Annotated in this window: 20 protein-coding genes; 5 read left to right on the forward strand and 15 right to left on the reverse strand. The window is 64.1% G+C overall.

Translation table 11 applies throughout. From position 1 onward, the window contains the following. Positions 1-13: 13 nt before the first annotated feature. Positions 14-1,042 (reverse strand): fumarylacetoacetate hydrolase family protein, encoded by a 1,029-nt coding sequence (locus ACQ4WY_RS06240; protein ID WP_436503250.1) that lies wholly within the window; start codon positions 1,040-1,042, stop codon positions 14-16. Positions 1,043-1,090: 48 nt separating this feature from the next. Next, positions 1,091-1,624 (reverse strand): VOC family protein, encoded by a 534-nt coding sequence (locus ACQ4WY_RS06245; RefSeq protein WP_092710160.1) that lies wholly within the window; start codon positions 1,622-1,624, stop codon positions 1,091-1,093. A 127-nt stretch (positions 1,625-1,751) separates the two neighbouring features. On the opposite strand from ACQ4WY_RS06245, the gene ACQ4WY_RS06250 reads away from it, so the two are divergent. Both ACQ4WY_RS06250 and ACQ4WY_RS06255 read left to right on the forward strand, forming a co-directional pair. After that, positions 1,752-2,717, forward strand: coding sequence for a LysR family transcriptional regulator (locus tag ACQ4WY_RS06250; RefSeq protein ID WP_436503251.1), 966 nt, complete (start codon positions 1,752-1,754; stop codon positions 2,715-2,717). A gap of 61 nt (positions 2,718-2,778) precedes the next feature. Continuing rightward, positions 2,779-3,381 carry a gamma-glutamylcyclotransferase gene (locus ACQ4WY_RS06255; protein WP_436504401.1) on the forward strand — a complete coding sequence of 201 codons (603 nt, stop codon included), beginning with the start codon at positions 2,779-2,781 and terminating at the stop codon, positions 3,379-3,381. A 146-nt stretch (positions 3,382-3,527) separates the two neighbouring features. On the opposite strand, the gene ACQ4WY_RS06260 is transcribed toward ACQ4WY_RS06255, so the two are convergent. From ACQ4WY_RS06260 to ACQ4WY_RS06315, 12 genes are all read right to left on the reverse strand, one after another. Next, positions 3,528-4,718 (reverse strand): PA0069 family radical SAM protein, encoded by a 1,191-nt coding sequence (locus ACQ4WY_RS06260; RefSeq protein ID WP_436503252.1) that lies wholly within the window; start codon positions 4,716-4,718, stop codon positions 3,528-3,530. Positions 4,719-4,798: 80 nt separating this feature from the next. Continuing rightward, the gene (locus ACQ4WY_RS06265; protein WP_436503253.1) at positions 4,799-5,482 is read right to left on the reverse strand and encodes a tRNA-uridine aminocarboxypropyltransferase; all 684 of its coding nucleotides are present in this window, start codon (positions 5,480-5,482) and stop codon (positions 4,799-4,801) included. A 71-nt stretch (positions 5,483-5,553) separates the two neighbouring features. Then, entirely contained in the window at positions 5,554-7,317 is a 1,764-nt protein-coding gene (locus ACQ4WY_RS06270) for a methyl-accepting chemotaxis protein (protein ID WP_436503254.1), read from the reverse strand. Between the two features lie 264 nt (positions 7,318-7,581). After that, positions 7,582-8,094: a lipocalin family protein gene (locus ACQ4WY_RS06275; protein WP_436503255.1), complete on the reverse strand. Its 513-nt coding sequence runs from the start codon at positions 8,092-8,094 to the stop codon at positions 7,582-7,584. A gap of 20 nt (positions 8,095-8,114) precedes the next feature. Further along, positions 8,115-8,906, reverse strand: coding sequence for a substrate-binding periplasmic protein (locus tag ACQ4WY_RS06280; RefSeq protein WP_436503256.1), 792 nt, complete (start codon positions 8,904-8,906; stop codon positions 8,115-8,117). 42 nt (positions 8,907-8,948) lie between these two features. After that, positions 8,949-9,980: a type VI secretion system protein TssA gene (gene tssA, locus ACQ4WY_RS06285; protein ID WP_436503257.1), complete on the reverse strand. Its 1,032-nt coding sequence runs from the start codon at positions 9,978-9,980 to the stop codon at positions 8,949-8,951. A 60-nt stretch (positions 9,981-10,040) separates the two neighbouring features. Then, on the reverse strand, positions 10,041-12,683 hold the full coding sequence (gene tssH, locus ACQ4WY_RS06290) for a type VI secretion system ATPase TssH (RefSeq protein ID WP_436503258.1): 2,643 nt from the start codon (positions 12,681-12,683) through the stop codon (positions 10,041-10,043). Further along, complete coding sequence (gene tssE / locus ACQ4WY_RS06295; protein ID WP_353660718.1) at positions 12,680-13,156, reverse strand: type VI secretion system baseplate subunit TssE; 477 nt, start codon at positions 13,154-13,156, stop codon at positions 12,680-12,682. Before tssE ends, tssH begins: the two co-directional genes overlap by 4 nt. A 66-nt stretch (positions 13,157-13,222) precedes the next feature. Next, on the reverse strand, positions 13,223-13,714 hold the full coding sequence (locus ACQ4WY_RS06300; protein ID WP_034779593.1) for an Hcp family type VI secretion system effector: 492 nt from the start codon (positions 13,712-13,714) through the stop codon (positions 13,223-13,225). A gap of 31 nt (positions 13,715-13,745) precedes the next feature. Beyond that, positions 13,746-15,236 carry a type VI secretion system contractile sheath large subunit gene (gene tssC, locus ACQ4WY_RS06305; RefSeq protein WP_436503259.1) on the reverse strand — a complete coding sequence of 497 codons (1,491 nt, stop codon included), beginning with the start codon at positions 15,234-15,236 and terminating at the stop codon, positions 13,746-13,748. A 1-nt stretch (position 15,237) separates the two neighbouring features. Beyond that, positions 15,238-15,747, reverse strand: coding sequence for a type VI secretion system contractile sheath small subunit (tssB, locus tag ACQ4WY_RS06310; protein WP_035820626.1), 510 nt, complete (start codon positions 15,745-15,747; stop codon positions 15,238-15,240). Between the two features lie 37 nt (positions 15,748-15,784). Next, positions 15,785-16,381, reverse strand: a complete 597-nt coding sequence (locus tag ACQ4WY_RS06315) for a hypothetical protein (protein ID WP_436503260.1) — start codon at positions 16,379-16,381, stop codon at positions 15,785-15,787. Between the two features lie 285 nt (positions 16,382-16,666). On the opposite strand from ACQ4WY_RS06315, the gene tssJ reads away from it, so the two are divergent. From tssJ to icmH, 3 genes are all read left to right on the forward strand, one after another. Then, the gene (gene tssJ, locus ACQ4WY_RS06320; protein ID WP_436503261.1) at positions 16,667-17,251 is read left to right on the forward strand and encodes a type VI secretion system lipoprotein TssJ; all 585 of its coding nucleotides are present in this window, start codon (positions 16,667-16,669) and stop codon (positions 17,249-17,251) included. 63 nt (positions 17,252-17,314) lie between these two features. Further along, entirely contained in the window at positions 17,315-18,685 is a 1,371-nt protein-coding gene (tssK, locus tag ACQ4WY_RS06325; RefSeq protein WP_436503262.1) for a type VI secretion system baseplate subunit TssK, read from the forward strand. Next, positions 18,682-19,467, forward strand: a complete 786-nt coding sequence (icmH, locus tag ACQ4WY_RS06330; protein WP_436503263.1) for a type IVB secretion system protein IcmH/DotU — start codon at positions 18,682-18,684, stop codon at positions 19,465-19,467. Before tssK ends, icmH begins: the two co-directional genes overlap by 4 nt. 14 nt (positions 19,468-19,481) lie before the next feature. On the opposite strand, the gene ACQ4WY_RS06335 is transcribed toward icmH, so the two are convergent. Next, positions 19,482-20,270: an OmpA family protein gene (locus ACQ4WY_RS06335; RefSeq protein WP_436503264.1), complete on the reverse strand. Its 789-nt coding sequence runs from the start codon at positions 20,268-20,270 to the stop codon at positions 19,482-19,484. Positions 20,271-20,279 lie beyond the last annotated feature (9 nt).

The following is a 20,279-nucleotide window of genomic DNA, read 5'->3' on the forward strand; positions in this document are numbered from 1 at the left end:
GGGCGCCCTCCCCTCAGGCGCGTGCGGCGCCAGCGTACAGGGCCACGGTCTGCTCGATGCTGCCGAAGATGCTGGCGCCCGCCGCGTCGCGCATCTCGATGCGCACGGTGTCGCCGAACTTCAGGTACGCCGTCTTTGGCGCGCCATGTTCGATGGTTTCATACATGCGCACTTCGGCCAGGCAGCAATAGCCCACGCCGCCGTTCCCGATGCTGGAGCCGAACAGGTTGCCCTGCTTGTTCGACACGGTGCCCGAGCCGACGATGCTGCCGGCGCCCAGTTCGCGCGTCTTGGCCGCATGGGCCACCAGCTGGGCAAAGTTGAAGGTCATGTCTTCACCCGCATTCGGTTTGCCGAAAGGCTCGGCGTTCAGCTCCACCAGCAGCGGCAAATGCAGCTTGCTATCCGCCCAGTCGGCACCCAGTTCATCGGGCGTGACGGCGACGGGTGAAAACGCGCTGGCCGCCTTCGACTGGAAGAAGCCGAAACCCTTGGCCAGCTCGCCCGGAATCAGGTTGCGCAGCGAGACATCGTTGACCAGCATGACCAGGCGAATCGCTTTCGCCGCTTCGTCCACGCTGGCGCCCATGGCCACGTCGCCCGTGACGACGGCCACTTCCGCTTCCAGGTCGATGCCCCACTCTTCGGACAGGGCAAAGATCGGGTCGCGCGGACCGATAAAGCTGTCGGAGCCGCCCTGGTACATCAGCGGGTCCGTGTAGAACGAGGCCGGCACTTCCGCGTTGCGCGCCTTGCGCACCAGTTCCACGTGGTTGATGTAGGCGGAACCGTCGGCCCACTGGTAGGCGCGCGGCAGCGGCGAGTGGCACAGCGCTGCATCAAACGGCTGGGCGTCCGGCGCCTGGCCCCCGTTCAGGTCGGCGTAGGCAAGTTCGAGCTTGGGCGCCACGGCGTCCCAGTTGTCGAGCGCCGCCTGCAGGGTGGGGGCGATGGCCGCCACGCGCTGGTACTGACGCAAGTCGCGGCTAACGAGGATCAGGGCGCCGTCGCGGCTACCGTTTTTCAGGGTTGCGAGTTTCATGGTTTTCCTTGTTCGGTATATGTTTCAGATAGTATCGGTCTGGGGCGCTCAGGCGTCGGCCGGCGCATGCATCCAGGCCGCGTGTTTGGGTGCGCGGCGCGTCTGCGACCATTCTTCCAGCATTTCCCATTTGACGGCGTCCAGTTTGGCCATCATCTCGGGCGTGCCCACGTTGGCCGCCAGTTCCAGACGGTGGCCGTTCGGATCGAAGAAGTAAATCGACTGGAAGATGGCGTGGTTGACGGGACCCAGCACCTCGATGCCACCAGCTACCAGGCGCTCCTTGGCGGCCAGCAGTTCTTCCATGCTGCCCACTTCCAGCGCCAGGTGCTGCACCCAGGCCGGGGTATTACGGTCGCGGTCCATCGGCGGCTGCGTCGGCAGCTCAAAGAAGGCCAGCACATTGCCCTGGCCCGCGTCGAGGAAGACGTGCATGTACGGGTCCGGCGCCTTGGTCGATGGCACCAGGTCTTCGGCGATGGCGAGGACGAAATTCATGTTCAAATGCTTGACGTACCACTCGACGGTTTTCTTCGCGTCGATGCAGCGGTAGGCGACGTGGTGGATTTGCTTGATCTTCATGGTATTTGTCTCCAATGGATGGCGCCCAGGGCGCGATGGCTGGCCTGTTTTTCAGCTTTTCACCATTAGAATCGAGTTCCAGCTATCATACAAACAATTTTTAACCATTGATTTATCGGATTATCTTATGAGTCCCAGCCTGCGACAGATGCGCGCCTTCGTGGCGCTGGCCAAGACCGGCAGTTTTACCCTGGCCGCCGAATACCTGCACGTGACGCAATCGGCCTTGAGCGGCTTGATCAAGGAACTGGAAAGCGTGCTGGGCGTGCGCGTGGTCGAGCGCAGCACGCGCAAGACACAGCTGTCAGAAATCGGCCGCGAACTGTATCCGCTGTTTGAAAAGATGATCGAGGACCTCGATGGCGCCATGGCCGGCATCGCCCAGCGCAAGGCGCTGAAAACGGGCATGGTGCGCATCGCCGCGCCGCAGATGATGGCCTGCACCCTGCTGCCGGAAGTGATCGCCGCCTACCGCCAGGCGCATCCGGACGTGCAACTGCGTCTGGTCGACTGCCCCGTGGAGAATGTATCGGCGCGCGTCTTTAGCGGCGAAGTCGATTTCGGCATCGGTCCCGAACGCGATCCGACGGCGGAGATCGCCGCACAAGTGCTGTTCGAAATGCCCTTCGTGCTGGTCTTTCCCGAACAGCACCCGTTGCAGCAAAAGGAAAGAGTCACCTGGGCCGACGTGGGCGACTATCCCTTCATTTCACTGCAGGGCCAGTTCACGGAACGCCTGCTGCGCGACATGCACGGCGCGTTTCGCGAGCTGTCGCTCAATCCCTACAATGAAGTGACCTTCATGACGACGGCGTTGGCCATGGTCAGCGCCAACCTGGGCATCACGGTCTGCCTGCCTTACGCGGAACCGATGGTCAAGCTGTACCAGTTGCAGATGCGCGCCCTGCACGAGCCGGAACTGACGCGACGCTTTTTCGTGTACACGAAAACGGGCCGTTCGCTGTCGCCGGCAGCCGAAAGCTTCATGGCCTTCCTGTTCCAGTTCGTCGAGACGCACGAGTGGAACGTCGGTGGAAACAACGGCGCACGCGACGCCCTGCCGGCGGGCAGCGCGGCTGGCGCCGCCTTATAATGTCGCATCGTCCCTTGCCGCTTACGCCATGACTCAGCCTGTCCAGAACGACCTGTCGCCCATCGACGCCGCCACCATCGCCCTCAACCAGCGCATGAACAAATTCGACGGCCATGCACAGGTCTGGCTGTTCGGCTATGGCTCGCTGATCTACAAGGCCGATTTTCCTTATCTTGAACGGCGCCCCGCCAGCATCGCCGGCTGGACGCGGCGCTTCTGGCAAGGCTCGCACGACCACCGCGGCACGCCCATGGCGCCGGGCCGGGTCGCCACCATCGTGCCGCAGGCAGGCGCCGTGTGCGACGGCATGGCTTACCTGATCACGCCCGAAGTCTTCGCCCACCTCGACCACCGCGAAAAGAACGGCTACCTGCGCCTGGCCACCGACATCACCTTCGACGATGGCAGCAAGGTCGAAGGCCTGGTGTACATCGCGAACGAGGAAAACGCCGCCTTCCTCGGCGCCGCCCCGGAACTGGACATCGCGCGCCAGATCGCCCGATCAAACGGCCCCAGCGGTCCGAACAGTGAATACCTGCTGCACCTGGCCAGCGCCCTGCGCGAACTGGGCAAGAGCGACCCGCATGTCTTTGCCATCGAGCAACATCTGGCGCAACTCCAGACACCTACCCAGGACAGCGCCGCAGCGCCCTCCGGCGCCTGAGACCAGACCCTGTTTCCCTGTTCCCGGACGGCGATGCGCCACGCCCGGCGACCGGCTGCATGTCCCTAGCTGCCGAGCACCGCCCCCCTCCCGCATTTCAACTTGTGAGCACGGCCCTGCAGCCTCGGCGCTGACGGCGGTTTAACTTAAAACAGATCCAGCTGCCCCGCATTGCCATTTTTCACTTTCGCGCCCAGCGGCGGCACCACCAACGGCCGGCGGAACTGCGTGCAATCGAGCTGCTTGAAGCGGCCACCCTTGCCGTGCAGCCCCAGCCGGTGCACAGCCTTTTCAAAGCGCTGGCGAATGAGGTCGGCCCACACGCCTTCGCCCCGCATGCGCGCGCCGAACGCGCTGTCGTAATCCTTGCCGCCACGCATTTCGCGCACCCGGTTCATCACACGCTGGGCCCGTTCCGGGAAATGCGCTTCCAGCCATTGCTGGAACAGCGGACTCACTTCCCACGGCAGGCGCAGCACCACGTAATGGGCGTGGATGGCGCCCGCGTCGCGCACGGCTTCCAGCAGTTGCTCGATTTCCGGTTCCGTGACAAAGGGAATGATGGGTGCGATGCTCACGCCCACGGGGATGCCCGCTTCGGTCAGGGTGCGGATGGTGCGCAAGCGCCGCGCCGGGGCGGCCGCGCGCGGTTCCAGCGTGCGCGCGATGGCCGGGTCGAGCGTGGTGACAGTGATGGCCACGGCGGCCAGGCGCCTGGCCGCCATGGGTGCCAGGATATCGATATCGCGCTCGATCAGCGACGATTTCGTGATCAGCGCCACGGGGTGGTCGCACTCGTGCAGTACTTCCAGCACGCGCCGCGTCAGTTGCCGTTCGCGTTCGCACGGCTGATACGCATCGGTATTGACGCCCAGGGCGATCGGCTCGGACACATAAGATGGCTTGGCCAGTTCACGCCGCAAGAGTTCGGGCGCGTTCACCTTGGCGTAGATGCGGCTTTCGAAGTCCAGCCCAGGCGACAGGCCCAGATAGCTGTGCGTGGGACGGGCAAAGCAATAAATGCAGCCATGTTCGCAACCCCGGTACGGATTGAGCGATACATTGAACGGCAAATCGGGCGAAGCGTTGCGCGTGAGGATGGTGCGCGCCTGCTCGTCGGTGACCTGCGTCTTCCAGCCCGGAGCGGCCGCCTCCCCTTCCGCCCCATCCATTCCGCCCACGCTCCAGCCATCGTCGAAACCGGCGCGCGCATGCGCCTCGTAGCGCCCTTGCAGGTTCGAGACGGCGCCGCGGCCCTTTTGGGCTTTCAACGATTGCGGCGGCAACATGGCTTGCCCGGCGAAGCTGTCATCGTGCTCTGGAATGATTGCTTTCATGAACGGCCTCATTAACTGTATATACGTACAGTATACTATGCCGCTGTGCGGGCAAGATCAAGGGCTGGCGTGATGCCGTTTCACGCTTTTTCACCATGCGGCATGACATAACTCAACTGCTGTGCGACAAAGCCGTCAAATGCCGTGATCAGGGGAACAAAGCGAGGCGCGTCCTGCTCCAACTGCATCAGGGCATAGCACGTCGCTTCTAGGGTCGATAACTGTTCTGGCGCGTGTGCCTTGCGGATCAGGTAATGGGAGGCGGGCGTATCGCGCAGAGGCAGGCGCGGCAGTTGTTGCAAAGGGGGATTCAGATACAGCATCTTGCGGCTCTTGCGCCAGGTGGCGTCCAGCACCACCAGCCGCAAGCGGGCGGGATCGAGCAAAATGGCAGGGTCGAGCGCTGGCGGCGGCGCGATGCCCAGCGAACGGTCGCCGGGCGTATCCGGGTACAGCAGCACGGTGTGCTTGTCGGCCAGCAATTCGGCGAGCGTATCCGGGGCAAACTGCTCGCCCGTCAGCAAGCGGCTGTTGGGCAGGCTCAGGTGCAGCAAACGGGCGCTGCCTTTGGCATTGTGGACTTCCAGCGGATGCTGCAGGATCAGCACGTCCACCGCGTGGGCAACGGGGGCGACCCAGCCGCAGATGCAGCTGGATACAGCGCGCAGGCAGGCTGGGCAGCGCGCGCGTTTGGCCGGTTCAGCGAGGGAGGACGATGCCGCGGCAGGGCTGGAGGTAGGGCTGGAGGTACGGCGGGTGGTCATGGCGGAGCGCGTTCGCGGCTATCTTCAAGCCGCGATTGTAGCGCCCGCGCCATGCCAAGGGGAATCTACGCTTAAAACTCTTCCCATTCGTCGGCACCAGACGCCACCGGCGTCTTCGGCGTGCGTGTGCGCACAGCTTCCGCTTGCGCCGCCTTGCCCGGCGCGGGTGCAGTCACGGCTGGCGCCGGCGCGCGGTGTTTGGCAGGCTGGATGGCGGGCCGCATGGCAGGTCGCGTGGCAGCTGGCGCAGACGCCGTCACGGACGCACTAGCGCTGGCGGAAACATATTGCTGCGTTGCATCGAGCTTGAACAAACCTACCACGTCGGCCAGCTTGGCCGCCTGTTCCTGCATGGATTCGGCCGCCGCAGCCGCTTCTTCCACCAGGGCCGCGTTTTGCTGCGTCACCTGGTCCATCTGGCCGATGGCCTGGTTGACTTGCTCGATGCCGGCGCGCTGTTCATCGCTGGCGTCGGTGATCTGATTCATGATCTGCGTCACATGGCTGATGCTTTGCACGATCTCATCCATGGTGCGGCCAGCCTTGTCCACCAGTTGCGAACCGGCCTCGACCTTTTGCACGGAATCGTCGATCAAGCCCTTGATTTCCTTGGCCGCCGCGCTGGAGCGCTGCGCCAGGTTACGCACTTCGGAGGCCACGACGGCAAAACCACGGCCCTGCTCGCCAGCCCTGGCCGCTTCCACGGCCGCGTTCAGGGCCAGGATATTCGTCTGGAAGGCGATGGCGTCGATGACGCTGATGATGTCGACAATCTTGCGCGAGGAATCGTTGATCGAGCCCATGGTGCTGACCACTTCCGACACCACCACGCCGCCCTTGCTGGCGATCTGCGAGGCGTCGATGGCCAGCTGGTTGGCGCTGCGGGCATTGTCCGCGTTGAGTTTCACGGTGGAGGTCAGCTCTTCCATGGAGGACGCCGTCTCTTCCAGCGAACTGGCCTGTTCTTCCGTGCGCGACGACAAGTCCAGGTTGCCAGCGGCGATTTCGCTCGACGCCGTGCTGATGGATTCGGTGCCGGCGCGCACCTGGCCCACGATACTGACCAGTTTATCGTTCATGTTTTTCAGCGCATGCATCAATTGCCCCGTTTCATCGCGGCTTTCCACGACGATATGGCTGGTCAGGTCGCCAGCGGAAACGGCTTCCGCCACCTCGACGGCGCGCGTGATGGGGCGCGTAATCGAGCGCGTGATCCAGTACGCGCAAGCGATGCCCAGCAAGATGGCAACCACGCCCAGCGAGATCAGCAGCAAACGGCCATTTTCGTAGCGCGAACGGATTTGCGCAGCCGTTTCATCAAGCAATCTGGCTTCCAGCACTTCCAGCTTCTTCAGCGCCGCCAGGTAGATGTCGCGCTTGACGGCCATGTCGCCTTCGTACAGGCGCTTGCCCAGTTCCAGGTCGCCCGCATTCTTGGCCTTGAACACATTCTTGCGCACTTCCGTATAGGCCTTGCGCGTGCTCAGCACGTCCTGGTACAACGCCTGCTCTTCGACGCTCAGCTCGCTCTTGCCGATGTCGTTCTGGATTTCCGTGGCGCGTGACGACGACACCGCCATTTCCTGTTCAAACTGTTTCTGGTGTTCGGGATCGCTGACTTTCCAGGCGGCCGCCGTGCGCGCCGCGTTGACCTCGATGACCTTGGTCCATTCAGCGATCAGGCGCTCATTGCGCACCTTGACGTTGACAAGCGCATCAGTTTCCTTGCTGGCGCTTTGCATCTGCACGATGCCCACCACGGTCAGGGTCGTCAACAGGAACAGGACGGCGGCAAAACCGCCACCGAGACGTACACCGATTTTGAGGTTTTTCATTGCGTGATTCCTATCTGAAAAAAACAATGCACAGACGCCACGAAACCGACCTACTGCTACGTATCAAGATAGTAGGCATCTGCCGTGCGGCAATCACGAACGGTGGCGCAAGGTTAGCCGCGTCACCAGAATGGCAGCACGCAGCAGCGCACTACTTTGTAGCAGATTGTGAGTGAATCAGCGTGGTATGGCAAGAAATAACATGCAGAAAAGCAACAACCGGAAGGCGCTATGCCGCCACGAACGGGCGGCAGGCAGGCAAGCTCAGTTTTGTTTCACGTAGATCAATTTTGATGTATCGAAACCCAGGCCACGGGCTTTCTCGATCAGGCGCTGCTGCAAGGCCGGGTCCATGGCTGGCGTGCGCGACAGCAACCAGAAGTACGACTTGTCAGGGCCGCTGATCATGGAATAGCTGTCATTTTGCTGGTCCAAATCAAAAACGATGTAGGAACCATAGAAGGGGCCAAAAAACGACACTTTCAGGTAGCCCGCGTCTTTCTTGTCTACGAAATACGCCTTGCCTTCCGCTTCCTTCCAGACAGCGTCCGCATCCTTGTAGCCGCGATTGAGTACTTTCAGGCCGCCATCCTGGCGCAAGCTGTAGTCGGCCGTCACATGGCTCAGGCCCCGTTCGAACGAGTGATCGAGGCGCGCAATCTCATACCACTTCCCAAGATAGCGGGTCGTGTCGAAGTTATTGACGGGATGAATATTCTCGGGCCGGCCCACACAGCCGGCCAGCACAAGCACACTCAGGAACAGCAGTTTTTTCATGGTTTTCTCCATAACTGGAATCAGGGTTGCAGCGCACGATCGACGATGCGGCGAATCGCGCCATTATTCTGCATGCGCACGATGGCGGCATTGAATTGTTCGATAAAGTCATCGCGATAAGGGTAGGCGACTGGCCGGCGCTCCGTAAAACCCAGGTGGCCCTGCTGGCTGGCCAGCTGCGCGGTTTCCTGTATCGCCTGCATCGGAGTGCCCGGCGGACCCTCGCGCCGGATGCGCTGTAATTCCCACTGCGCCGACAGGCGGTCGCTGACATAGCAATCGATACGCCCGCGCATCAGCTTGAGCAGATTCGTGCGCGTGCCCTTGGCCGTATCGAAGACGATGTTGGACGCTTGCAGGGCTGCCATCTGCTTCGCATCGCCCAGCAAAAACCCCGCGTTCACGCCGATGTGCAGGCCAGCGTAATCGGCGGGCCACTGCTGCAGCTTGCGCTTGGCCAGCACGTCCTGGTTGCACAGCACCACCAACTGCTCCATCAGCAGCGGCACGGAATAGCGCACGTACGGCCGCTCGCTACGCCACGAATACGGCGGATACAGGGCGAAGGCCTCACCCGTCTGCAGCATCAGCACGCCCCGTTTCCAGGGCACGGGACGCAGCTGCACCGCATACTGCGGCATCGATTGCGTTGCTTCGCGCACGATCTCCGTATAAATGCCTTTGATCTGGCCGTTTTCAACGTAGGAGTACGGCGGATAGTCATCGTCGCCATAAATCAGCAGCGGCACCGCAGTCCCGGCCTGCGCGCTGGCAGCGATGAACAGGCATAGCACGGCAGGCAAAATGAGCATTCTGAACATGCCCGAAGAGTAGCATGGAAGGGGCCAACGCCGTCATCCGTTTGCGCTATTCGTACCCAGCATCTCGTCGAGCTGCGCCAGGGTGCCGGCGTCCTTCACGACGGCGCGCAGCCACAGGTGCAGCGGCAGCTCGCCCCAGCTGGCGGCCTTGTCGGCCAGGTAGGCGACGGGACTGTGCGGCTCCGTGCGGCGAAAAAAATCGGCCACCTGGCGCAGCTGGGCCAGCGCCTGCTGGCGCTGCACGATGGCGCCCCCGCTGCTACTGGCGACCTGGCCAGCGGCAGGCGGCGCGCCGGCAAAGTCCGCGCCAGGCGACAGCGGCGCGATGAAATGAATGGCGTTTTCCAGCGCTTCGCGCGCGGCGCGAAAACTCGGGCCATCGGCACCGAAACGCGCATCGACGCTGCGCTCGAACGCCAGCAGCGACTGCATGCAGTATTGTGCATCGGCCAGCAAGCCGTCGGAAAATGCGCGCGTGTTCCTTTGCCGCGCCGCCTCCATCTGCGCCAGGGTCGATCCTTCGTCGTGGCGCGCATCGCCCCAGCCCTGTTCCGCTGCGCCCAGCGCCAGGCTGGCGGCCGCGCGCTGGCGCGCCGCATCGAAATCCTGCAGTGCATACAGGCCATCGGTCCCTTCGGTCAGCGGGATCTCGCGCAGCAGCTGTGGCGTGCGCGACAGTAGCCAGAATACATTGCCGATGCGCTGTTCCTGGTCACCCTCTTCCGCCGGCGGGTACAGTCCCTCCCAGTAACGCTCGCACAGGCCGGCCAACAGCGCGTAGCCATCACCCAGGCCACGGAAGTGGCGCATTTTCGCGTGCGCCTCGGCCAGCCACACTGCCACGCGCAAATCCTTGCTGCTCCTTGCGATCAGCTGTTCGCAGCGCGTCGCCACAAAAGGCCAGTCGGCTTCCTTCAGCGCCGTCACCCACTCGCCCTGGTCCAGGCTGGGATCATCGTGATGGCGCGCGCGCGCGATGGCGTCGAGCTCTTGGCTGAAAGTGAGGTCTTCGCCGCATGGACTGACGGCGCTGACGGGGTGCAACAACTGCTCCAGATTGAACATGGCGCTCTCCGCGGGGTGACGTTACTTGATAACGTTATTTGATGGCGTTATTGGATGGCCTTACTTGATCGCGTATTTGAACTGTCCCTGCTTGCTGGCGCTGACGCGAATGGACGCGACCGGCTCGCCTTCGGCCATGCGCGCCAGCACCGCTTCGGCGATCGCCGGCAGCAGGCTGCCGTTGAGTATCTGGTCGACATTGCGCGCGCCCGAATCGACCTCGGTGCAGCGCGCCAGCACGGCGTCGACCAGGCCCGCGTCATGGCTGAACTGCGCCTGGTGGTTGCGCGCGATGCGCGCGCCTATCTTCGCCAGCTTCAGCGCAATAATCTCGGCCAGCACCGCATCGTTCAGGGGATAGAAGGGCAGCACCTTCAGGCGTCCCAGAAGGGCCGGCTTGAAGTGCGCCACCAGTTGCGGGCGCACCAGTTCTTCCAGCGCGGCCGGCGTGGGCAAGTCTCGCGCCGCCCGGTTCAGGCAGGCGGCCATCATGGCGCCCGAACCCAGGTTCGAGGTGGCGATGATAATGGTGTTGCGAAAATCGACTTCGCGCCCTTCCGCATCATCGAGCACGCCCTTGTCGAAGACCTGGAAGAATAGTTCCAGCACATCGGGATGGGCCTTTTCCGCTTCATCGAGCAGCACCACGCTGTAGGGCTGGCGCCGCACGGCTTCCGTCAGCACGCCGCCTTCGCCATAGCCGACATAGCCGGGTGGCGAGCCTTTCAGGCCGGCCACGCTGTGCGCCTCCTGGTATTCGCTCATGTTGATGCTAATGAGCTTGCGTTCGCCGCCATACAGCAGATCGGCCAGCGCCAGCGCCGTTTCCGTCTTGCCGGTGCCGGACGGGCCCGTGAACAGGAACACGGCTTGCGGCTTGTTCGGGTCGTCCAGGCTGGCGCGCGCCGTGCGCACACGCTGCGTCACCGCCTCGATGACGTGGTCCTGTCCCAGCACCCGTTCGCGCAGCGCCCGATCCAGCGTCAGCACCGTGCGGATCTCGTCCTTGAGCATTTTCCCCAGCGGGATGCCGGTCCACCCGGCGACGATGCCGGCCACCACATGGGCATCGACTTCCAGCGGCGACAGCGGCGCTTCTCCCTGCAGGGCCGCCAGTTCTTCCTTCAGCGCCAGCAGGCGCGCCGCACCGATTTCGCCCGGCCGCTCGCCGCGCAGCTGCGCGCGCAAGTCGCCGATCTGCGCCACCAGCGCCTTTTCACGCTCCCAGCGCTGCGCCAGCGCCGCGATCAGCGCCTGCCCGTCGTCATGCTCGCGCCGCAGTTGCGCCAGGCGCGTGGTGCCGGCTTTACCGGGCGCTTCGCCATCGGCCGCCTCGCGGATCAGGGCGGCGATTTCCGCGCCGATGCGTTCCTGGCGTCGGTTCGCGTTTTCCAGCTGCGCCGGCGTGGCGCACTGGCCCAGCGCCACCTTGGCGCAGGCCGTATCGAGCACGCTGATGGCCTTGTCGGGCAGCTGGCGCCCGCTGATATAGCGGTGCGACAGGCGCACCGCCTCGACGATGGCGGCATCGCGCACGCGGATGCCGAAATGGCGCTCCATCAGCGGCGCCATGGCCCGCAGCATGGCGCAGGCGATGTCTTCGCTGGGCTCTTCCACCTTCACCACCTGGAAGCGCCGCGCCAGCGCCGCATCCTTTTCAAAATATTTTTTGTACTCGCTCCAGGTGGTGGCGGCGATGGTGCGCAGGGCGCCGCGCGCCAGCGCCGGTTTCAGCAAATTGGCCGCATCGTTCTGCCCCGCCTGGCCACCGGCGCCGATCATGGTATGCGCCTCGTCGATGAAGAGGATGATCGGATGCGGGCTTTTCGTCACCTCGTCGATGACATTCTTCAAACGGCTTTCGAATTCTCCCTTCACGCTGGCGCCGGCCTGCAGCAAGCCCATGTCGAGCGCGTGGATGTGCGCGCCATGCAGCACCTCGGGCACGTCGCCTGCGGCGATGCGCAAGGCCAGGCCTTCTACCACGGCGGTCTTGCCCACGCCCGCCTCGCCCGTGAGAATCGGATTGTTCTGGCGCCGGCGCAGCAGGATATCGACCGCCTGGCGTATCTCGGCCTCGCGGCCGATCACGGGATCGAGCTTGCCGTCGCGCGCCAGCTGCGTCAGGTCGGTGGTGAACTGGTCCAGCGCCGGGGTTTTGCTGGCCAGGGTAGCAACAGGATCGTCGCCTGTGTCGGAAAGCCGCGGCACCGCCGCGCTTTCCTCCTCGCCGGATCCCGCCGTGAGCTTGTCCGGATGGTATTTCAGCTGCTCCACGCTGAAGCGGGCGAACAACTTCGAGCCTCGGTAGGCCAGCTGCGACAGTTCCGGCTCCGTCAGCAACGCCAATAAAAGATGGCGGCTGCGGATGGGCCCTGGCTGCGCCGTGTCCAGCGAGGCGATCAGCCAGGCGTGCTCGAACAGCAGCGGCAAGTGGGGCGAAAACACGGGCGTGCGCGCACTGCCCGTCCTGAAGCCGCCGATCTCGCGGCGCAGGTCCGCCTCCAGCGCCGTCAGGCTGATTTCGCTGCGCCGCGCGATGGTGACGAAATCGCTGCGCTCCTGCTCCAGCAGCGCCAGGAACAGGTGTTCGATATCGACTTCGTACTGGCCCAGCCCCACGCAGATGCCGGCGGCGCGGGTGGCGGCCGTGCGCGCCGTGTCATTCAGTTTGGCGATCAGTGTCTTGAGGTTATTGCTCATGCTGCGGCTCCCTTGCGGTTGATCGAATAGCGCAGCGACGATGGCTGCAGCACGGCGTCGAAATTGACCGTCTCGCCGCCGGACTTCACGGCCAGGGTGCCGCTGATGACAAAGCCGACCCGGTTGATCGCGCCCGCTTCGCGCTCCAGGCGGGCGCGCACATTGCGCAGGCGCGGTTCGTGGCGTTCGATGGCGGCCTTCAGTGCGGCACAGATGCGGGCGCGGTCATCGCTGCTGGACAAACACATGCCTGCGAAATCGATCAGACCATAGTTGACGATGGAGGCCGCGCATTCCGGATAGGCGTCGAGCGCGCCCGGCGGCAGGGCCACGCGCGTATTGAGCAGCTCTTCCAGGTCGCGCGCCACCGCATCCTTCAATTGTTCCAGCGACAGGCGCACCGCCACGCCGCCCGCCGCTGCACCGCCGTCGCCCATCAGGCGGTCGAACAGGCCAGGTACATAACTGTCCATGCGCTCTCCTGAAAAGTCGGCGCGGCGCGCGGGCGGATGTGGCCGCCGCGCGCCGCGCATCATGGATCAAGCCACGCGGTTCGCGGCCAGATCCCAGCCGCCCGAGGTATTGCCACCGGCGCCGCCCGTCACTTTTTGCTGCGTGTACTTCCACTTCACTTTCGAGAACTTGAAGCCGACGTGTTCACCGAGGATGTCGCCTTCTTCCACGTTCGGCGTCACGGCGCCGATCAGCACATTTTCGATTTCGATTTCAAAATACTTGACGCGCTCGCCCTGGCCATCGGCGCGCATGAATTCGAAGCGCGCCTTGGGGATGGTCTTGCCGGCAGAGCAGGTCTGCAGCAGCACCGGCGAGGCCAGGTCGGCCAGCTTGGAAATGACGATGTCCTTGTGCTCACAGCGTTCAGCCGTGTGGCCGCCGCCCGTTGAGGCGGTGGCCGACTTCGGCTGCGCGACGCTCCAGCTGACCGATTTGCACTCGATCCAGTCCTTGTGCTTGTCATCGGTGGACTCGCCCTTGATGCCGTCTATCTGCAGATATACATCGATTGCCATGGTATGCTCCTCTGGTTGAAAGATGGGTGAATCAGGAATTGGTCGACTTCGGCAACTCCGCGACCAGTCGGAGCGAAACGGATAATTCATCGAGCTGGAAGTGCGGCCGCAGGAACGACACGGCGCGGTACACGCCGGGCCGGCCCGGCACTTCATGCACCTGCACGGAAGCCTCGCGCAGGGGGAACTGCGCCTTCTGTTCCTGGCTGGCGTTATCGTCGAGCAGCACATACTGCATCAGCCAGCGGTTCAAAAAATCTTCCACGTTGGAGGCGGCGGCAAAGCTGCCGATCTTGTCGCGCATCATGGCCTTCATGTAATGGGCGATGCGCGAAACGGCAAAGATGTACTGCAGTTGCGAAGACAGCACCGCGTTCGCGTTGGCCGCGTCGCTGTTGTACTTGCGGCTTTTCTGCGCCGACTGCGCGCCGAAAAACGCCGCATACGCCGTGTTCTTGCAATGCACCAGCGAGATGAAGCCCAGGTCCGACAACTCCTTTTCGCGGCGGTCCGTGATCGCCACTTCGGCCGGGCATTTCAGGGCCACGTCGCCCTCGTCCGTCTTGAACGTATGCGTGGGCAGGTCGTCCACCAGGCCGCCGCCCTCCACGCCGCGGATGGCGGCGCACCAGCCGTAGTCGGCAAAGGCGCGCGTCAGCTTGCAGCCGAACGCATACGCGGCGTTACACCACAGGTATTTGTGATGGTCGCTGCCATCGACTTCCTCGACGAAGTTGAAGCCTTCGACGGTGGTGCCATCGACGGGATTGAACGGCAGCCGGCCCAGGAAGCGCGGCAAGGTCAGGCCGACATAGCGCGCATCCTCGGATTCGCGGAAGGCTTTCCATTTCGCGTACTCGATAGTGTCGAACACCTTGGCCAGGTCGCGCGGCTTGCCCAGGTCGCCGTAGCTTTCCAGGCCAAACAGTTCGGGCGCGGCCGAAGCGATGAAGGGCGCATGCGCGGCGGCGGCGATGTGCGACATCTGCTCGACGAAATACATGTCTTCCGGCTGGCGCGAGATGGAGAAGTCGCCCAGCAGCGCGGCAAACGGCGCGCCGCCAAAAGTGCCGAATTCCTCTTCATATACCTTCTTGAACATGCTGCTCTGGTCGAACTCCAGCGCGGCCTGGAAATCCTTCACCAGTTCGCGCTTGGTGGCGTTGAACATGCGGATCTGCAGACGCGTTCCCGTATCGGAATTGCCGACCAGGTAGCGCAGCCCCGTCCAGCTTTGTTCGAGCTGCTGGAACGGCGCCGCGTGCATGATTTCGCTGAGCTGGGCGGAGATCAGGCGGTCGATTTCCGCCACGCGCGCGTCCAGCGTCGCCGACAGGCTGCTCGACATCAGCACCGTGCCGTCCAGCACCTGCGCCACCAGTTCCGAGATCAGATCGCGTGCGCGCGCATGTTCGGCGCCGGACTTGGCGACGCGGCTTTGCTCGACAATCTGGTCCAGCAAATCGGTGGCGGCCGGCGCGCTGGCGGCCGATACTGCAAGGGCTTCTGCCTGGGCGCTCATCTCAATCCTCCTGCGCCGGGAACTGCGGTTTCAGGGTGGCCAGGCTGTCCGTGTTGTTCAGCACTTCCGTCAGCAAGTCTTCCAGCTTGTCGTTGCCGGCCAGCTTGTTGCGCAAGTCGGCCAGCTTGGTGCGCGCCTCAAGCAGCTTGCGCAAGGGATCGACCTGGCGCACCACCGATTCCGGGCGGAAGTCATCCATCGAACGGAAATGCAGGTCGACGGCGAACGTGCCGCCCGCCTCGCTAAGGCGGTTCGGCACGGCGAAACGGGCCACCGGTTCCACGCCGGCCAGCACTTCGTCGAAGTTGTCGCGGTCGATGGCAACGAACTTGCGGTCCTTCAGGCGTTTTTTTTCGCTGTCCGGATTGCCGCCAAAGTCGCCCAGCACGCCAACCACGAAAGGCAGCTCCTTGTTTTCAATCGCGTCGCCAATTTCGACGTCGTAGGTCATTTGCACGCGCGGCGCGCGTATCTTTTGCAGGCGTTTCTGCACGCTGTCGGACTTGGGCATATCGCTTCCTTTGCTAAGGGGTGGTGGGAATGCCGGCTTATTTCAGGCCGCTGAACGGGTCGGCCGCGCTGCCTTGCTGCGCTGCGCCCTTCGCCGCCGGCGTGCCGGAGCCGGATGTGGCCGCGCGCTTGCCGGCTGCCGGCGGACGCTTGGCCGGCGGCACCAGCACGTCTTCACCGATGCTCGCGCGCAGCAGCTTGGCCAGGTCCTGCGCTTCCGACCGCAGCGAGCCATTCAGATTGTTTTGCCGTGACAGGTCGGCCAGCGCCTTGCCGGACAGGCGCAAGCCGCTGACGGCGACGATGCTGTTGGCGACCTTGTCGTCCGGGTCGCGTTCCAGCGCTTCGAGCGCATGGCCGATGGCGTCGCCGTACTGGCCGCGGTCGAACTTCATCTGCGCCATTTGCAGCCACGGCGCCTTGTCGGCCGGGTAGCTGCTGCCGCCGCCCTGAAGCAGGTTCATGGCGCGCTCGTACTGGCCGGCGCGCGCCGCCGCATCGGCGTCGCTCATCACTTGCGCCAGGGTCGGCGCGCCAGGTTTTTTGGGCGCCGGCTGGTCCGGCGTGGCGCAGGCGGCCAGCAGCAAAGCGCTGGCGAAGCAGGCAATACGGGGCAACATGGGTGCTGGCTTCATCGGGGCACTCCTTCACGTGGAGGACGCTACCGCTGGGAAAGATGGGCGGCGCCTTGGTGGAGGCCATTATTGATCGCCAATTTTTTGGCCAAATTGAGATTAATCAGCAAAGAAGAAGTTCCATATCACAGCCGCGTGCAGCGACATGAATCCTGATCTGGCGCAGTAATTACCTTGATCGCGGACGGATTTTGCGCCAACGCAAGCAGGTCGCCCGTGCATGCGTTTAAATGACTGCAACACTTTTATTTCCCCTCTTCATTTTTTGCAAAGGTCGCCCCGCCCATGCCATCTGACGCCCTGCTCCGCCGCCTGGCCCGCACCACCGCGCTACTGCTGCCAGTGTTGCTGCTGGCCGGCTGTGCGGGCGGCGCCATCGGTACCCTGGCCAATGCGGCGCTGCAGATGGCCGGCGTGGCCAAGCCGTCACCGGAACTGCCCGCGCGCAATGTCAGCATCCGCCTGCACGCGGCGCAGCGCCTCAACACGGATGCCGATGGCCGGCCGCTGGCGCTGGTGGCGCGCATCTACAAGCTGCGCCAGAGCGCCGCCTTCGAGCATGCGCCCTACGACAGCTTCCTCGACCCGCAGCGCGAAAAGGCCGCGCTGGGCGCCGACCTGATGGAAGTGAAAGAAGTGCTGCTGGTGCCCGGCCAGCGCTACGAAGTGCAGGAAAAAGTCAGCAAGGAAGCGTATTTCATCGGCGTGGTGGCCCTGTTCCGCGCGCCTGCGGCGCAGCGCTGGCGCGCCACCTTTGCCGCCGCCGACGCGGAACGCGGCGGCATCACCGTCGGCCTGCACGCGTGCGCACTCAGCGTAGCCGGCATGGACAGCGGCATGGCGCCGCTGGCGGCCCTGCGCTGCCAGTAACTCAGGCCAATAACGCAGGCCAATAAAGCACAGCGACACGCCACACTTTCAAGGAGAAACGAGATGGGCATGGCAGCGAAAGTCTTGTGGGGAGAAGGCCTGTTCCTGCGGCCGCAGCATTTCCAGCGCCAGGATCAGTATCACGAAGCGCGCCTGCATCACACGGCCAGCGCGCTGCACCCCTACCTGTGGGGCGTGGCGCACATGCAGTGGGACCTGGCGGCGCTGAAGACGGGCACCCTGCGCCTGCAAGCCCTGTCGGCGATCTTCCGCGATGGCGAAGTGTTCGAAGCGCTGGGCGACGGCGCGCCCGGCAGCGATACCCTGCCCCCGCCGGTGGACCTGGAAGCGCTGCCGCCGGCGGTGCAGGAAGTGACGTACTACGCGGCCCTGCCCATCCTCAACCGCGAAGGCATGAATTATACGGCGCAGGCGTCGGCAGCAGGCACGCCGGCCGGCACGCGCTTTGCACACGCCATGCGCGCCACGCCCGACCTGTTTACGGAGTCCGCCGTGGCGGACGTGGCCTACCTGAAGAAAACCGTGCGCCTGATTCCCGACAGCGAGGCGCGCGGCTCCTACGACTGCCTGCCGCTGATCGCCCTGCGGCGCACGGTCTCGGGCGGCTTCGAGCCCGTGCCCTCGTTCATGGCGCCCAGCCTGGCGATCGCCGGCGCGCCGCGCCTGCAGGGCGTGCTGGAACACCTGCTCGACGCGCTGCAGGCGAAAGTGGGCGCGCTGCACGGTCACCACCGGGAACCGAGCCGCAACGTGATCGAATTTCGCTCGGGCGACGTGTCCTCGTTCTGGCTGCTGCATACGGTCAGCACGGCCGCCGCCGCGCTGATGCACTATGTGCGCCATCCGGCCCTGCATCCGGAGCGCCTGTACGAGGCGCTACTGGGCCTGGCGGGCGGCCTGCTCAGCTACTCCAAGCATTACACCCTGGCCAACCTGCCCGCCTACGAGCACGCACAGCCGGGCGCCTGCTTCGACGCCATCGACGCCATCATCCGCGAACTGCTCGACACCGTCATCTCGTCGAAGTATTTTTCCATCGCCCTGCTTGAGGACCAGCCGTCGTACTACCTGGGCAAGCTCGATTCGGGCAAGATCGACCAGCACACCACCTTGTACCTGGCGATTCGCGCCGCCATGCCCGCCATAGAACTGGTGGACGTGGTGCCGCTGCGCGTGAAAGTGGGCGCGCCCGACGACGTGGAAAAATGCGTGCTGACGGCCATGCCCGGCCTGAAACTGTCGCATGCGCCGCAAGTGCCAGCCGCCATTCCCGTGCGACCCGACACCTATTATTTTGCGATTGAAAACCGCGGCGCGCTGTATGAACAGATGCTCAAGGCGCAGTCGATTTCCGTGTACGTGCCGGCCGGCATACGCGACCTGCAGCTGGAACTGATCGCGGTGACGGCATGAGCCAGCTCATCGAACGGCGCGCTGCGCCCTCCCTGCTGGGATCACGCGGTTCCTCCCCGGCAGGCAGCAGCCGGCATGCCGGCAGCGCCCTGCTGGACCTGATGCACGAAGGCTTTTACATGCTGTTCATGCTGAAGCACGGTTCGGCGCCCGGCGACGAGCAAAGCTTCATGGACCGCATCACGGCCTTCCTCGACGACTTCGAACGCGAAGCGAAAAAGATCCGCGCCGATGGTGACGATATCGAGGCGGCCAAGTATGCGTTTTGCGCGGCGGTCGATGAAATCATCCTGGCCTCGCCTTTCGCCCTGCGCAAGCAGTGGGAGCGGCGCCCGCTGCAACTGCTGATCTTTGGCGACCAGCTGGCCGGCGAACATTTTTTCGACCGCCTCGACGCCTTGCGCGGCAAGGGCGGCATGCGCGTGCAGGCGCTGCAAGTCTTCCACATGTGCCTGTTGCTGGGATTCCAGGGCAAGTATGCGATCGACGGCGGCGAAAAACTCAGCTACCTGACGGCGCGCCTGGGCGACGAAATCGCCCACATCAAGGGCAAGAGCCGTGGCTTCGCGCCGCGTGCGGAACGCCCCGACCAGGTGGTCAACAAACGCGGCAGCGACGTGCCACTGTGGGCGCTGTCGAGCTTTTTCGCCCTGCTGGCCATCTGCGCCTACCTGGGCTTGAAAACGCATCTGACGCGCGGCACGCAAACGACCCTGGCCGCGTATGCGGACCTGGTCAAGCTGGCGCCGCGCCCCGCGCACCTGACGATCACACTCCCCTGATCATTGCGCGCGGATCATTGAGCAATGCGGAACTCGATGCGCCGGTTTCTCGCCCGGCCATCGGCCGTGGCGTTACTGGCCACGGGACGGTCCGGACCCTGGCCCGACACCAGCACCGAATCGGCTACGATGCCCTTGCTGGCCAGGTAGGCGCGCACGGCTTCGGCGCGCGCCTGGCTCAGGGCCACATTGCTGGCGCGCAGGCCCGTGTCGTCCGTGTGGCCGATCACCTCCACCTTGCGTCCGCGCAGCTTGAGCATGACGGCCGCCATCTCGTCAAGGATGGCCAGGCCGGCCGGCGTGATGGAAGCCTTGCCGCTGTCGAATTCGATGATGCGCTTGTCGAGTGCCGCATCGAGCAAGCCCTGCTCGGCCTCGGCCGCCCTGACCCGCAAGCCATTGTTGACGACATACGTGGGATTGAGGCTGGTGGCGATGTCGCTGGCGATCTGCTGACGCTGCGCCTCGTTTGCCACTTCGCCGCGCACGCTGACGTTGTTGCCGGCTATGCTGATCTGCCCCCGTGAAATGAGCTTCAGGTTCGGCGCGATCAGCTTTTGCACGTAGCCGTTCCAGTTGGCCGGCACGGCCACGTTGCCAATGGCAATCTGGTCGACCACGCGCTCGGCGCCATACAGTTCGCGCAGGCGGGCCAGCACGGCCGCCTTGCCCGCCTCGTCGGCCAGGGTGCCCGTAACGAGGATCTGCCCCGGCATCGGCGTCTGGGGCGCTTGCGCCTGGGCGTGGCAGGAAGTGGCCGCAGGAAGCAGCAGCGGCAGCAGGAAAATGACAGGTGATTTCATCGCAATCCT

Origin of the sequence: Janthinobacterium salmonicoloratum, assembly GCF_051380845.1 — a bacterium.
GTDB lineage: Bacteria > Pseudomonadota > Gammaproteobacteria > Burkholderiales > Burkholderiaceae_D > Janthinobacterium > Janthinobacterium lividum_F.

What these genes read in the sequence shown, in the direction of transcription:
- ACQ4WY_RS06265 (WP_436503253.1), bottom strand. Translation starts at nt 5,482, where the DNA reads ATGACCACCCGCCGTACCTCCAGCCCTACCTCCAGCCCTGCCGCGGCA.
- ACQ4WY_RS06250 (WP_436503251.1), top strand. Translation starts at nt 1,752, where the DNA reads ATGAGTCCCAGCCTGCGACAGATGCGCGCCTTCGTGGCGCTGGCCAAG.
- ACQ4WY_RS06335 (WP_436503264.1), bottom strand. Translation starts at nt 20,270, where the DNA reads ATGAAATCACCTGTCATTTTCCTGCTGCCGCTGCTGCTTCCTGCGGCC.
- tssK (WP_436503262.1), top strand. Translation starts at nt 17,315, where the DNA reads ATGGGCATGGCAGCGAAAGTCTTGTGGGGAGAAGGCCTGTTCCTGCGG.
- ACQ4WY_RS06245 (WP_092710160.1), bottom strand. Translation starts at nt 1,624, where the DNA reads ATGAAGATCAAGCAAATCCACCACGTCGCCTACCGCTGCATCGACGCG.
- tssH (WP_436503258.1), bottom strand. Translation starts at nt 12,683, where the DNA reads ATGAGCAATAACCTCAAGACACTGATCGCCAAACTGAATGACACGGCG.
- tssC (WP_436503259.1), bottom strand. Translation starts at nt 15,236, where the DNA reads ATGAGCGCCCAGGCAGAAGCCCTTGCAGTATCGGCCGCCAGCGCGCCG.
- ACQ4WY_RS06300 (WP_034779593.1), bottom strand. Translation starts at nt 13,714, where the DNA reads ATGGCAATCGATGTATATCTGCAGATAGACGGCATCAAGGGCGAGTCC.
- ACQ4WY_RS06280 (WP_436503256.1), bottom strand. Translation starts at nt 8,906, where the DNA reads ATGCTCATTTTGCCTGCCGTGCTATGCCTGTTCATCGCTGCCAGCGCG.
- icmH (WP_436503263.1), top strand. Translation starts at nt 18,682, where the DNA reads ATGAGCCAGCTCATCGAACGGCGCGCTGCGCCCTCCCTGCTGGGATCA.
- ACQ4WY_RS06240 (WP_436503250.1), bottom strand. Translation starts at nt 1,042, where the DNA reads ATGAAACTCGCAACCCTGAAAAACGGTAGCCGCGACGGCGCCCTGATC.
- ACQ4WY_RS06315 (WP_436503260.1), bottom strand. Translation starts at nt 16,381, where the DNA reads ATGAAGCCAGCACCCATGTTGCCCCGTATTGCCTGCTTCGCCAGCGCT.
- ACQ4WY_RS06270 (WP_436503254.1), bottom strand. Translation starts at nt 7,317, where the DNA reads ATGAAAAACCTCAAAATCGGTGTACGTCTCGGTGGCGGTTTTGCCGCC.
- tssA (WP_436503257.1), bottom strand. Translation starts at nt 9,980, where the DNA reads ATGTTCAATCTGGAGCAGTTGTTGCACCCCGTCAGCGCCGTCAGTCCA.
- ACQ4WY_RS06275 (WP_436503255.1), bottom strand. Translation starts at nt 8,094, where the DNA reads ATGAAAAAACTGCTGTTCCTGAGTGTGCTTGTGCTGGCCGGCTGTGTG.
- tssB (WP_035820626.1), bottom strand. Translation starts at nt 15,747, where the DNA reads ATGCCCAAGTCCGACAGCGTGCAGAAACGCCTGCAAAAGATACGCGCG.
- tssE (WP_353660718.1), bottom strand. Translation starts at nt 13,156, where the DNA reads ATGGACAGTTATGTACCTGGCCTGTTCGACCGCCTGATGGGCGACGGC.
- tssJ (WP_436503261.1), top strand. Translation starts at nt 16,667, where the DNA reads ATGCCATCTGACGCCCTGCTCCGCCGCCTGGCCCGCACCACCGCGCTA.
- ACQ4WY_RS06260 (WP_436503252.1), bottom strand. Translation starts at nt 4,718, where the DNA reads ATGAAAGCAATCATTCCAGAGCACGATGACAGCTTCGCCGGGCAAGCC.